Raw genomic sequence first — 13757 nt, forward strand, 5'->3', positions numbered from 1 at the left:
TTGAATTTCTAATCTATTTCAAACTTTTCAGCGGCCAAATTTCACTTGGAGTTCTTGTATTGTCTAGCAGTCCAAGCATTTCTTTAACAATCTCAGGATTTTGTGAGGCTACATTATTCATTTCTCCTCTATCTGCCTCTAAATCATAAAGCTCCATCTCTCCTTTATAGTCATGTCTTACGGCTTTCCACTTTCCTTTTCTTACAGCCTGGTCAGAACTTGGATTTTCGTGAAACTCCCAATAAAGATAATCGTGCTTTTTCTGAGTTCCTTTAGTTAAGGTCGGTAAAAAAGAAACGCCATCTGATTCTAAACCAGCAGTATCCTGATTTGTAATCTCCGCCAAGGTTGGCATTAAATCCCAAAAAGCAGAAACATGGGTTGAAACACTTCCTTTGTCCACTTTACCTGGCCATTTAACAATAAACGGAACCCTTATTCCTCCTTCATAAAGGTCTCTCTTCACTCCTCTAAATTCACCCCCACTTTTAAAATAACTCGGATTAGCCCCGCCTTCCTTATGGGGGCCATTGTCCGAGCTAAACATGATTATGGTGTTATCCTCTAAACCCATTTCTTTGATTTTATTCACCAACACCCCAACACAAGAATCTAGATGGCTTATTTGAGCAGCATAAGCAGAAAGCGGTGTTTCTGTAGATCTGTAAGCCCACTTGTTTCCGTCCTTATCACTTTTCCCACTAGGATTAACAAAGGCCTTATCATCGATACTTTTTGTATAATTTTCGAAAGTACCAGAATTCGGCAATACTAACTCCGCATGAGGAGTGGTATAGGCCATATATAAGAAAAATGGTTCTTTAGTGTCCTTCTCACTCAAATGCTCAATAGCCTTTTTAGTAAAAATGTCATTAGAAAATGCTCCCATTTTCCCTTCCTCATTTTCTTGAATACCGACTCTATTTCCATTTTCAAAAAGATATTCTGGAAACTGATTATGAGCATGACCTTGATTTAGAAAACCGTAACTATAATCGAAACCTTGTTTGATTGGCTCACCAGTAGTTGCGTCCATTCCTAAACCCCATTTCCCAATGATAGAAGTTTTATAGTTGGCCTGTTTTAATAACTCACCAAGCGTGAAATCTTGATCTCTCAATTCTAAACAAGCACCAAAACCCAAAGGTCCATTTTCATAATTACCTCTCACATAACTGTGCCCTATGTGCTTACCAGTCATCAATGATGCTCTAGAAGGTGCACAAACCGAACTACCCGCATAGTGGTCTGTGAATAACATTCCGTCTGCCGCCAACTTATCAATATTAGGTGTCTTTATTAATTCTTGTCCGTAACAACCCACATCCCCATAACCCAAGTCATCGGCTAGGATATAAATTATATTGGGCTGTTTAACGACCTCGGTTTCTTTAGTACAAGAGAACAGAGAGAAAAAAAGAAGAATTACTGCTAGAGATTTTATAGACATACTTATTTGGATATTTTTCTCAAATCTAATCAAGAGATGGCTGTCCTAGCAATACTCCAAAACCCTTTGAGTGATTCTGAGCAGTATTATGAATCAATATATCCCCCTAGCCAAGGCCCCATGACCTCACTGAACTACGATAAAATGCATTTTCAAAGAATTGGTACGCCCTTTAAACTTCCATTCACTTCCATAGAGAAACTAAAAAATGGCATCATAAATGTCGGGCTTGAAACCCACGGCAAGCACTTCCCCATCCTTTTCTAGCACAGGACGTTTAATAACGGAAGTCTGACTAACCATTATCTCAGCGGCCGTTTCATTACTAGCCACCGAGGCTTTCTGCTCATCGGATAGTTTTTTATAAGTGGTTCCTTTTTTATTAACCAGTACCTCTAAGGTTTCTTGCTTCAGCCATTCGTTGACCTTGTCCTCAGACAAACCATCCTTCTTAAAGTTATGGAATTCAAAGTCTATGTCGTTTTCTGTTAACCACGTTCTTGCTTTTTTTACCGTGTCGCAGTTTGGGATTCCGTAAAGTGTATATGCCATTTTTTATTTATTCTTAATTCCAAATTTCATTATTAGCCGTCAAAATTAACGGTTCGGCGTCTGTTACCAGAATAGTGTGCTCATGCTGTGTTACAAAACCACCCTTATCTCCTACCAAGTTCCATTCTCCATCAGATTCTACGGCAAATTTAGATGCTGTGGCTATAAAGGTTTCAATAGCCACTACCGAGTTTTTGCGAAACCGCTGCTTATTCGCTTTATCTCTATAATTTAGGATATCTTCTGGTTCTTCATGCAAACTTCTTCCTACACCATGTCCTGCCAAATTCCTTATCACCTTAAAACCTGCTTTTTTGGCCCCATTTTCCATAATAAAGCCAACATCAGAAATTTTCACTCCTCCTTTTATCTTACTTATGGCTTCAAAAAGAATCTTCTTAGAAGCATCCACTAAAGGCTGAAGGTTATTTACATCTTCTCCTAATACAAAAGAGCCACCATTATCTGACCAAAAACCATTCATCTCTGCCGAAACATCGATGTTAATTAAGTCACCATCTTTCAGAATTATCTCTTTCGATGGAGTGCCATGGGCTACCACTTCATTGACACTGATACAGGTCCACCCTGGAAACTTATAACTTTCATAAGGTGCAGACTTCGCTCCAATATTCTTCAGTAATTCTCCTCCAAATTCATCAAGCTCAAAAGTGCTCATACCAGGTTTGGCATGTGCTCTCATTTTCTTAAGTGTTTGGGCTACCGCTTCACTTACAGCCTTTATCCCTTCCAGTTCTTCGTTATTCGCTATCGACATATTCTCTTATTTTAACATCCATTTAACAACACAACGTAATCAATATAGCTGCCGTTTCCTGTTTTGTTGTTAATTTCGAGAAAAATCTTGATTCAGATAATCATAAGGCTTAAAACCATCAATATAGTATAAAAAGTAAATGAAAAATTACATTCAAAATCTTAAAGGAATTTCTATTCTCTTAGTCCTATTGGCCTTCGGATGCAAGTCCAATTCTCAGGAAACTAAAGCAACAGATTTAGCTCCAAAAGTTATTGATGAAAAGGAAATTTCATGGAAAGGAAATATTAATGAGGCACTCGCTGAAGCCAAAAGTAGAGGTGAATTACTTTTTGTGGAATGTTACTCTCCTACTTGTCCTTACTGCTTGGCACTAGAGCCATTTTTCAAAGAGCCAGAAGTGGCGAAAAAGTATAATGCTAACTTCATCAGTTACAAACTTAATGTTACAGAAGCTGAGCAGGTAAAATTCTTGAACGAGAGAAACATTTGGCTTCCTAGCTTCCCTATGTTCCTTTATTTTGATGGAGACGGAAACCTAGTTCACCAAGCCAGTGCAGACCCAAACATTGCATCTATAAACGGAAACGCTGATGCTGCTCTTAATCCTAAAACAAGAGCTTCAAGTTACGCCAAACGTTTTGAAGATGGAGAGCGTTCTCTTGATTTCCTAGCCAATTATGCTTCTTTCAGTCGTGTAACTAAAGACACCCTTGCTGGCTTAGCCTCAGCAAACGCTCTATATGAGATTTATCCTAAAGATAAATTAGGTTCTGCTGAAAGCTGGGAATTAACCAAAAAAGCGGTTGACGATATTGATAATGGTTTTGCTAAATATTGGTTTGCCAATGTGGCCAAAGCAGCAGCTTTTGAAAAAGAAGAAGGACATGCAGATAATCAGAACAACATTCTGGGTGGAATTCTACAAAGATCTCTTTACGGACCCAAAGGTCAAAAGTATAGCACTGCCGAGCTTAAAAAAATAAGAACATACATGGCCAGCATAAACGCAGGTGAGTATGCTGACAATACGCTCTGGGAGTTTGAAACAAAAGCTCTAATAAAAGAAAACAAATTGCCTGAAGCTTTAGCGGTAGGGAACAAGATGATAGGGGCATTGAAAGGAAATGGCTCTGCATATGTATACATCACAAGAGTTTTCACAGATAATTTTCCTAATAATTCTTATCTCAACTCCGCCAACACTTGGTTAGTAAGTGCATTGCCTACCATTACCCAAGATAATGTAAGAGCAGAATACTATTATGAACTGGCAAGGTTAAACCAAAAAGCCGGTGAGATAGAGAAAGCGAAATTAAACGCTAAAACAGCTCAAGATTTAGCTACTAAAATTGGCACTAAGCTAGATAAGTTTAGTAAATTAAGTAATAGTCTTAAGTAAGAAAGAAGTGCTTTTATTGAAAGAGATGTTCGCGACGCGTTCATCTCTTTTTTTGGGTCAAAAATCCACAAAAAAGGTCTGCTAAAATACCGAGATGGCACTTAAGCAGACCTTTGAAATCTTATTGCTAATGGTATTATTTAGCTTCAGCCACTTTCTCTGGTAGGTTAATTTCAAAGCCTATAGAAAGAATGCCAACCAAAGGATCGGGTCTCATGTTTTGTTGAATTTCAAAACTGTACTTTCCTACATACGGAAAAGTGATTTTTTTGTATTGTGCCGCGGCAATCCTATGGTCAAACAGATCTCCTAGACCATCTCCTAATGGTTTCCCCGACTTCTCGTCAAAAAGAATCAACTCCTCCATTCCAGACATCATAACGGCACCAGAAGAATCTTTCAAAGAGCTCTTCAGGTAAATATTATAAAACGGATATTGAATGGCATTTCTAAGAAGGTAATTAATATGATACTCCTTAGTAAAATCCTTTATCTCAAATTCAAAAGTTTTAGTGTCGTTTACAGCCCATTGGTAGTCATCAAAATCTACCAAATCCTTATGAACTGAACCTGTACCACAGCCATAAAGAAAAAGTACGGCTATAAAACCCAAACCTATCTTAGCTCTTATCATTATTGCTATTAGGACGTTTTCTATTGTTTCTTCTGTTATTCTTTTTCCTTGGTGCTCCTGCTCCACCTTCGGCTGCTGAATTTGTAGTTGGGCTGTTTGCGGGGGCATTCGCTTTTTTTACTGGTGCTGCTCTTTTAGCAGGCGGCTTTCTAGGACCCTTAGCTTTGGGCTGTTGTCCTTGAACATTTGCATTTGGCTGAGCAGGTGCCTGTGGCTCATTAGGCTTAGCATTTCTCTGCTGCTTAGGAGGTCCAGCTTTTCTATTACCTTTTTTCCTAGGTTTGTTATCGATAGTTTTATTCGCTAGCTTTTTATCAAGCCTATCCAATTCATTATTTATAGGCTCCTTTTTACTTACTACGTCCTCTAGAAGGTTTAGATCTTCTAAGCTAACAGGCTTTTTGCCATTCTTATTCATATCCATAATTTCCACTACCCTCGTAGTCGCAATAGGATACCAATTGCTATCATTTTTATAGCCAAACCACATTAACCTTCTGAAAATATCTGTCTTCTGAAGAAAAGCTTCTCCTTTTTCTGTAAACAGCTGTTTGGTAACTTTAGGAATATCTTGAAGAGCATCCACATAAGTTTCTAACTCATAGTTTAAGCAGCATTTTAACCTACCACACTGCCCTGAAAGTTTAGCAGGATTAAGTGATAAATTTTGATATCTAGCCGCCGAAGTTGAGATCGACTTAAAATCTGTAAGCCAAGTGGAGCAGCAAAGTTCACGCCCACAAGAGCCAATCCCACCTATCCTAGAGGCTTCTTGTCTCATGCTAATTTGACGCATGTCTACCCGCACCCGAAACTCTGAAGCCAGGTTCTTTATTAAATCACGAAAATCTACTCTATCGTCTGCAGAGTAGTAAAAAGTGGCTTTTGAGTTATCTGATTGAAATTCAACATCAGAAAGTTTCATTTTAAGCTTAAAGTCAGAAACCAGCTCTCTCACTCTGTAAAGGGCAGGCATGTCTCTATTAATAGCTTGCTGATGTTTTTCGATATCTTGCTCGGAGGCCTTCCTTAAGATCTTGGTTATTTCTTCATTATCAGAAATCCCTTTCTTAATTAACTGCAGTCTTACCAGCTCTCCTTGTAAAGAAACGGTTCCTAGATGATATCCAGTGGGCATTTGACAGGCCACAAAATCACCAGTATATAAATCTATATTTTTAGTGTTTCTAAAATAGCCTTTTCTTCCTCCTTTAAACTTTACTTCGACCACATTATACCTCATAGATGAAGGTAGGGCCATATCTGAAAGCCAATCGAAGGTATTTAATTTAGTACAGCCCCCTGAGCTGCACCCTCCACTACTGCATCCCGCAGTTTTATGATTAGTCTTCTCGGTGGTTACAATAGCTTTTACGCTACCACACCCTCCGGAAGAGCATTGTCCACATCCCATAAATATATATATTCAAAGGCTTTAAGCCCGTTAACTAAAAACTCTGCCAAACCTCACATCTTCCGTCTCCTGCAGAGTGTATTCAAACTATAAAGATCTCACAATGAGATCCAAGTTTTATCAAAAATAATCTAATTATTATTCAAAGACAGTAAATCCTGTCCAATATCTTTCCTATAGTACTTACCGGTGTATTTCACCTTTCTAGCCATACTTTGAGATTTCTTCACCGCCGCTGCCATCGTTTTGGCCATTCCTGTCAAAGCCATTACTCTTCCGCCATTGGTTTGTATCTCATCTCCTTCATTTATCGTACCAGCATGAAAAACCAGTGTATCCGCAGTTCCTTCTGGAATTTCCATCTTATGACCTTTCTTGTAGTCTTCAGGATATCCGCCTGCCACCACTACAGAAGTTACCGCAGTTTTAGGTGTTATCTTGAGTTTAATCTTATCCAGTTTTCCTTCAGCCGCAGCTCTAAAGATTCTAACCACATCGGTTTGAATTCTTGGAAAAACCACTTGCGTTTCTGGGTCACCCATTCTCACGTTATATTCTATCACCTGTGGTTCTCCACCATCATTCATTAAACCGATGAAAATAAAACCTACATAATCTATCTCATCTTTCTGAAGACCCGCCAAAGTCGGTTTTACCACCTTCTCTTCCACTTTCTTCATAAAAGCCTCGTCGGCAAAAGGTACTGGAGAAACCGCACCCATACCTCCTGTGTTAAGCCCTGTATCTCCCTCTCCTATTCTTTTATAATCCTTAGCTTCGGGAAGAATCAAATAGTTCTTACCATCTGTCAATACAAAAACCGAAAGTTCTATACCTTTCAAAAACTGCTCGATGACCACTTTGGAACTTGCATCACCAAACTTAGCATCCACCAGCATTTCATGTAAGGTCTTCTTGGCATCTTCTCTATCTTCTGTAATAATTACACCCTTTCCTGCTGCCAATCCGTCTGCTTTTAACACATAAGGTCCTGCTTCCGCATCAAGAAATGCCAATCCCTCTTTTAAATTCTCTTTTGTAAAAGTTTTTGAGGCCGCGGTAGGAACACCATGACGCTTCATAAAATCTTTTGAAAAATCTTTACTGCCCTCTAGCATAGCACCCTTAGCACTAGGCCCTATAATTCTTATCTTTTTTAGTTTGCTATCTGCTTTGAAATAATCTACAATACCAGCGACTAATGGAGCTTCTGGCCCCACTATTACCATTCCTATTTCGTTTTCTAGCACAAATTTACCAACAACTTCAAAGTCCAAAATTGAAATATTAACGTTTTCCGCAATCTCTGAAGTGCCCGCATTTCCTGGTGCAACATATAATTTATCACATCTATTTGATTGAGCTAGTTTCCATGCAAAAGTATGCTCTCTACCGCCTGAGCCTAAAACTAAAATATTCATATAATTATTACGCTTTCTTTTGAAGTCCACAAATGTCGTGAAGTTTTAGGGCATGATGAAATTAAATTAACTACACGCGTATATAAATGGAATTGCAATTGACCAATCCTCAATAAAACTTTTTTAAGTATATACCAAAAAATGACCTTTCTTCCTATATACGGCTTTGATTCATAACTGGAACTGTGTTAATTTGAAAGAAAAAATTATTATGCAAAAAGCCTGTCTCATCTTCGATGTTTTGCGTCATAATCTAAATGTGACAGTTTTTGATCAACAACTCAATATTCTTTTTCATTCCAGCACACCAAAAAGCTCTATCAATGCGGAAGATAAGATGTTGGAAAACCTATCAAACCTGAAAGCATGGGTAGATAGCAACTTCAAAATCCATAAAAATTCAAAACTTTATAAGATTGCCGCTATCAATTTCACTTCGTATGTTGGAGGAATTGTACACCTTGATAAAGATAACGTGCCTGTTGTATCGTCATGGAAAACGGACAGCACCTTGAGCTATCAAACCAGAGCTTTCATTAAGGAAACTTTTGACAAACATAAGCTGAGCATCGAAGATACTCAAATAACAGAATTCAATTTTGATACTGCAGCACTCCAACTCTTAGATTTAAAAAAAAATAACCCCGAAGTTTTTGCCAAAATTGATAAAAGTGTTTCAATCGCACAATACCTTCAAAGTCAATTTAGTGGTAAATTTTTTCACGACTGCACTATTATTGGAAGTCATTCCTCTGCTTGGAATTTTGCAAAAAAAGCATATTTGGGCTGGATTGAAAAAGAAGGACTTAAATCTCTTATGCTTCCAGTCGTGAAACCTTCTGAATTCACACAAAAAGGAGATCTAGCGATAGGCACAGGAATGTACTATAAGGTGGCGGAAACACTCCCATTCTTAGCTTGTTCAAAAGAACGGTTTGTACTTTTAAGTACAGGTTCATGGACGGTCTGCATTAATCCGTTTAATCATTCTAAGGCATCATCTAATGATATAAATAGTAATTGCTTTAATGTTATAAACGAAAAAGGTGAAAGAATTAAACTGGCTAGGCTATTTAGTGGAAATGAACATAGTCGTCAAATAGCCCATTTATCAGCTCATTTTGGACTTGAACCAGACCACTGCCTTAACATCCATTATGACGAAAAAATCATTAGACATTTAAGAAAAAACATTGGACAAGTAGTCCCGGATAATACAGATTTAGGAACAAAACTAGATTGCCCTTTTATGGAGAGAAACCTCAATAGCTTTAAAACTATTGAAGAGGCATACCATCAATTTGTGATGGACTTAGTAGCACAGCAAGTGGCTTCCATTAAGCTTACCATTGAACACAGACCAATTATCCAAAATATTTTTGTGGAAGGTGGACTAGCCAAAAACGACATTTTCATGGAACTTTTATCGGAAGCGTTTCATGATAAAAGAGTTTACAAAGTCGGTTTTGAAGATACCGCTGCCATGGGTGCCGCTCTAGTTATTGGCTCGGCCTGGGGTGCTCAAAAACCAAATCAAGAACTTTTACAAATAGAACTAGTAGAATAATATTAAATGAAGAAAACGATTTTATTTTTAATACTAATAAGCGTTTTGAGTGCTTGCCAAAAAGACGTCAATCCTCCTGAGGCTTATGGCGTTTTGCCATCTGAAAGGCAACTCGCATGGCACGAAATGGAGACCTACGCCTTAATTCATTTCACGCCTACCACTTTTGAAAACAAAGAATGGGGTTTTGGAGATGCCGACCCAGCCATTTTTAATCCATTGCAGTTTGACGCGAATCAAATTACCAATGCCGCAAAAGCTGGAGGATTAAAAGGTTTAATTTTTGTAGCTAAGCACCACGATGGTTTTGCACTGTGGCCAACTAAAACCACCGATTATAACATCAGCAAGAGTCCATGGAAAAATGGTGAGGGCGATATGGTTAAAGAATTCCAAAAAGCGACAGAAAAAGCAGGATTAAAGTTTGGCGTTTACTGCTCTCCATGGGATAGAAACAATGAATTTTATGGCACTCCTAAATATTTAGAAATTTACAGAGCTCAGCTCAAAGAGTTATATAGTAATTATGGCAATCTTTTTATGAGCTGGCACGATGGAGCGAATGGAGGAGATGGATATTATGGCGGAGCCAATGAACCCAGAAAAATAGACAATACCACTTATTACGACTGGGATAATACTTGGGGAGAAATCACAAGGAAACTTCAGCCTATGGCTAACATTTTTAGTGATATTGGGTTAGACGTTAGATGGGTAGGAGGTGAACATGGCTACGCCGCAGAAACACATTGGGCAACGTTTACACCAGATGCCAGTACTGGCAATGTAGCGGTTCCAGGAAATGTGAACACCCTAGTAAGTAGTACAGGTACGCGTGGAGGGAAATACTGGATGCCAGCCGAATGCGACGTTCCATTAAGACCAGGATGGTTTTACCATCCTGAAGAAGATGGTAAAGAAAAAGATGCCAACATGCTTTTTGATCTATACTTAAAAAGTGTAGGTAGAGGTGCTGCACTGGATTTAGGACTTTCTCCTACCCCAGAAGGTGTTCTTTGCAACAATGATGTCACGATTTTAAAAGAGTTTGGAGAGAAGCTGGAAAAAACATTCAAAACTAACTATATCTCAGGAGCTACAATTAAAGCCAGTAATGTGAGAGGGTCTGCATATAACGAGGAATACCTCGTGGATAACGATAGATATACTTATTGGGCTACTGATGACGAAACCACCACTGCATCCTTAGAAATATCCCTTCCAAAAGTGGAAACTTTTGACATGATAAGAGTAAGGGAGAACATAAAATTGGGTCAGCGAGTTGAAAAAGTTTTAGTAGAGGTTCTCAAAAACGGTGCTTGGGAAAAAGTGGCGGAAGTAAACAGTATTGGAGCCAATAGACTTATTAAGTTAGCAGAAGAAATCAGCACCGAGAAGGTGAAACTGACCTTTAGTGCACCCGTGGCTCTATGTATTAGTGACATTGGAATATTTAAAGCTCAATAAAATAAGTTATGGTCTATCCTTATGGCTGAGGCACATGAAGTGAATTCAAACCGAGATAGACCATAACATATCCCTCATCTTAAACATCAGCAATAGGAATACGATTTTTGTAATTCCAGAAAGCTGAAACATTTACGATCTTCCATTCTCCATCAACCTTCTCCATCAATCTTACTTCTTTAGAATGTAAAAAGTATTCTTGGCTTCGGTCACTATTATATTGGTCCCAAGTTAAATGGGCCGCATAATTTCCGTAAAATTTCACTTTCATGTTTTCCCGCTTTACCATTGGGTGACTAGAGCCTGGCTCCTCTGGGTCAGATGGATTTTCTTTAATGTATTTACCGAGGTTTTTTTCGATGGCTTCCCATCCCACAGAGGCATCAAAGGTTCCGTCAGAATTACTCCATGCCTGATAAGAGTAATCTGTATGTGTAAATTTATCTTGCCAACAATCGTAATCTCTTTTGAAAAAACAGTCCGTTTCCTCTTCAATTACCTTAATAATTTTAGCCGTTTCTTTTTCTTCGTCTTGTACTTTAGTCTGACTAGATAAGTTACAAGATTGGCACAAGAATAGACCACCAGCTGAAATCGCTAGAAGGGTTATATAAGTTCTCATAATAGTAAAAGTTTAAATTGTCAATGAAAAAAAATGACGGTAGCTATGTGAATGCTGAAAATTCAAGAAGACTATTAAACTTATATCATTTAAAAATTACGAAATTGCCATTTGAGAAGCAAGTAATAGTTAAATTATTTCCTTTGCATTGTACCAATACATCTTTCAATTATACCATTAATGACCAGCGAGGATTTAAAGAAAATACTAAGTCAATTCCACTTAAATGACCAACAAGCATCTATAAAGCCCTTAGGAAGTGGTCTGGTACACCTAACCTTTCTGGTAACAATTTCAGAATCCTTTGTCTTACAAAAAATCAATACCGCGATATTTAAATCACCAGAGTTCATAGCTAGCAATATAAAATCCTGTGCAGATTACTTGTCCGAAACCTATCCGAACTATATTTTCATAAGATATATCAGCACCAAAAATGGAAATCCATACGCCAAAATAAATGGCGATTTTTGGAGACTAAGTCCATTTGTTACTAACTCCTATACCATTGATTTGGCAGAAAATACGGAGATGGCTAGGGCCGCGGCGGCAGCCGTGGGTTCTTTTAGTAAAAACCTAAATGGCTTAGATCCTGCTTGTCTTTCGGAAACAATCCCCCGCTTTCATGATTTAAATTTCAGGTTTCAACAGTTTGAAGATGCTCTTAAAAATGGTCTTTCAGACCGAATTTCTTTTGCCCAAGAATGGATCAACAAATGCCTGGCTCAGAAAGAACTCAATCAGACCTTTCTAGCCCTTAAAAATAACCCTGATTTCCCGATTAGAATCCAGCATCACGACACTAAGATTAACAATATACTTTTTGATAAAGACACGCATCAAAGCATTGCCCTTTGCGATTTAGACACCATCATGCCTGGTTACTGTATCTCAGATTTGGGTGATATGATTCGTACATATACTTCCTTAGAAAACGAGGAAAGCACGTCATGGGAAAAAGTTAAGGTGAGGCCAGACTTTTATAAAGCCCTACTAAGTGGATACATCTCCGAAATGAGAGAGGTACTTACTTCGACTGAAAAGAAGCATCTTTTCTATGCTGGAGAATTCTTAATTTTCATGCAAGCTTTAAGATTCCTGGCTGATTTCTTAGTCGGCGATACTTACTATCCTGTAAAACACGATCTTCATAATTTCAATAGAGCGAAGAATCAACTTATTCTGTTAGAAAGCTTACAAAGCCAAAGAGAACTCCTTGAAGGAGAGATTGAAAAACTTTTATAAATCTTTGGCTATTTGTCCTCCTATTTTAATGAGGTAGGCTTCGGTATTTTCCAAAGCTTCTTCTTTAGAAACGGTATCACTCACCAATGCATAAACAGATTTAACGCCTATAGCAGAATACGCCTCTTCAGAAAGTTCATTTATACCACAAACAGCTACCAACTGACTTGGCTTGGCTTTCGCTATGCCAGAAATCAATTTCCCAGAAAGTGTCTGACTATCTATTTTACCCTCGCCTGTAATAACTAAATCGGCTTTGGCTATCTTCTTTTTCAAGCCCACGATATCCATAATGGTATCCGTCCCAGAAAGTATTTCTGCATCGAAAAACGCTACCATTCCTGCAGGAACTCCGCCAGCGGCTCCTCCTCCGACTATTGTACTTACATCTTTTCCAAGGTCACTTTTAATAACTGCGGCTAGATTTCTTAAGCCATCATCTAACCTTTTTATACCATCTTCATCAGCTCCCTTTTGAGCAGCAAAAACATAAGCAGCACCATCTGGCCCAAACATTCGATTTGTCACATCGCAAACTATCTTCAGCTTAAAATCTAACTTGTCTTCTGGTGGAACAATCTTCTTGATTTGACTCAAACCCTCTCCTACCGTTAGAACAGGCTCATCATTTTCATCTAAAAACTTATAGCCTAAAGTTTGAGCCATACCTATAGCACCGTCATTGGTGGCGGTGCCACCAACAAAAAGATAGACCTCCTTGGCTCCGTTTTTTACAGCATGTTTAATTTGCTGCCCTGTACCGTAAGAAGTGGTATACTCAGGATTTCTTTGGGTCTGTTTTATTAAGTTAAGACCGCTGCTGGCTGCCATTTCTATATAAGCGGTATCTCCCTTTCTCAAATAAGAAGCTGTAATGGTACGCCAAAAAGGGTCTTTCACAAACTGCTTAACCTCTGTTCCATTTATGCTTTCATTAATGGCATCCAAAGAGCCCTCTCCTCCATCAGCGATAGACACTATCTCTACCTCCGCCTCTGGCTTTATAGATAATATTCCTTTTTCTAGGGCTTCTCCCACTTGTTTTGAAGAAAGGCTTCCTTTAAAAGAATCTGAGGCTATTAGAATTTTCATTTTTTATCTTTTTTTAAAAGCAATTAAAGCTTAGAAATGGTTCATCAAGTATGCTCTTATAACAAGAGGTTTCAAGAAACATGAACTTCCTGAAACCTCTAAAAAGATTAGTA

General features: G+C 38.3%; 12 protein-coding genes. 4 read left to right on the forward strand and 8 right to left on the reverse strand.

The annotated features are described in order from the left end of the window. Positions 1-13 precede the first annotated feature (13 nt). The 3 genes from ACSBFT_RS15635 to map all read right to left on the reverse strand — a co-directional run bounded on the left by ACSBFT_RS15635 (position 14) and on the right by map (position 2780). Complete coding sequence (locus ACSBFT_RS15635) at positions 14-1450, reverse strand: arylsulfatase (RefSeq protein ID WP_489601335.1); 1437 nt, start codon at positions 1448-1450, stop codon at positions 14-16. A gap of 201 nt (positions 1451-1651) precedes the next feature. Then, entirely contained in the window at positions 1652-2002 is a 351-nt protein-coding gene (locus tag ACSBFT_RS15640; RefSeq protein ID WP_463047809.1) for an ArsC family reductase, read from the reverse strand. A gap of 13 nt (positions 2003-2015) precedes the next feature. Beyond that, on the reverse strand, positions 2016-2780 hold the full coding sequence (gene map, locus ACSBFT_RS15645; protein WP_463047808.1) for a type I methionyl aminopeptidase: 765 nt from the start codon (positions 2778-2780) through the stop codon (positions 2016-2018). Between the two features lie 139 nt (positions 2781-2919). On the opposite strand from map, the gene ACSBFT_RS15650 reads away from it, so the two are divergent. Beyond that, positions 2920-4182 carry a thioredoxin family protein gene (locus ACSBFT_RS15650; RefSeq protein ID WP_489601337.1) on the forward strand — a complete coding sequence of 421 codons (1263 nt, stop codon included), beginning with the start codon at positions 2920-2922 and terminating at the stop codon, positions 4180-4182. 136 nt (positions 4183-4318) lie between these two features. On the opposite strand, the gene ACSBFT_RS15655 is transcribed toward ACSBFT_RS15650, so the two are convergent. The 3 genes from ACSBFT_RS15655 to purD form a co-directional block, all read right to left on the reverse strand. Continuing rightward, the gene (locus ACSBFT_RS15655) at positions 4319-4816 is read right to left on the reverse strand and encodes a gliding motility lipoprotein GldH (RefSeq protein WP_489601339.1); all 498 of its coding nucleotides are present in this window, start codon (positions 4814-4816) and stop codon (positions 4319-4321) included. Further along, positions 4803-6230 (reverse strand): PSP1 domain-containing protein, encoded by a 1428-nt coding sequence (locus ACSBFT_RS15660; protein WP_489601340.1) that lies wholly within the window; start codon positions 6228-6230, stop codon positions 4803-4805. The genes ACSBFT_RS15655 and ACSBFT_RS15660 overlap by 14 nt, the downstream gene beginning before the upstream one ends. A gap of 131 nt (positions 6231-6361) precedes the next feature. Then, complete coding sequence (gene purD, locus ACSBFT_RS15665) at positions 6362-7651, reverse strand: phosphoribosylamine--glycine ligase (RefSeq protein ID WP_463049001.1); 1290 nt, start codon at positions 7649-7651, stop codon at positions 6362-6364. Between the two features lie 211 nt (positions 7652-7862). Here purD and ACSBFT_RS15670 point away from each other — a divergent pair, with 211 nt between their 5' ends. Both ACSBFT_RS15670 and ACSBFT_RS15675 read left to right on the forward strand, forming a co-directional pair. Then, the gene (locus tag ACSBFT_RS15670; RefSeq protein ID WP_489601342.1) at positions 7863-9218 is read left to right on the forward strand and encodes an FGGY family carbohydrate kinase; all 1356 of its coding nucleotides are present in this window, start codon (positions 7863-7865) and stop codon (positions 9216-9218) included. A 6-nt stretch (positions 9219-9224) separates the two neighbouring features. Next, positions 9225-10685 carry an alpha-L-fucosidase gene (locus tag ACSBFT_RS15675; protein WP_489601343.1) on the forward strand — a complete coding sequence of 487 codons (1461 nt, stop codon included), beginning with the start codon at positions 9225-9227 and terminating at the stop codon, positions 10683-10685. A gap of 79 nt (positions 10686-10764) precedes the next feature. Here the strand turns inward: ACSBFT_RS15675 and ACSBFT_RS15680 are convergent, their stop codons facing one another. Beyond that, positions 10765-11307: a hypothetical protein gene (locus ACSBFT_RS15680; protein ID WP_463049004.1), complete on the reverse strand. Its 543-nt coding sequence runs from the start codon at positions 11305-11307 to the stop codon at positions 10765-10767. Positions 11308-11487: 180 nt separating this feature from the next. On the opposite strand from ACSBFT_RS15680, the gene ACSBFT_RS15685 reads away from it, so the two are divergent. Continuing rightward, entirely contained in the window at positions 11488-12552 is a 1065-nt protein-coding gene (locus ACSBFT_RS15685; RefSeq protein WP_489601345.1) for a phosphotransferase enzyme family protein, read from the forward strand. Here ACSBFT_RS15685 and ACSBFT_RS15690 read toward each other — a convergent pair. Next, complete coding sequence (locus tag ACSBFT_RS15690) at positions 12547-13644, reverse strand: glycerate kinase (protein WP_489601346.1); 1098 nt, start codon at positions 13642-13644, stop codon at positions 12547-12549. The two genes, ACSBFT_RS15685 and ACSBFT_RS15690, sit on opposite strands and share 6 nt — an antisense overlap. Positions 13645-13757: the final 113 nt, after the last annotated feature.

The organism is Arcticibacterium sp. SM2516, assembly GCF_057914865.1.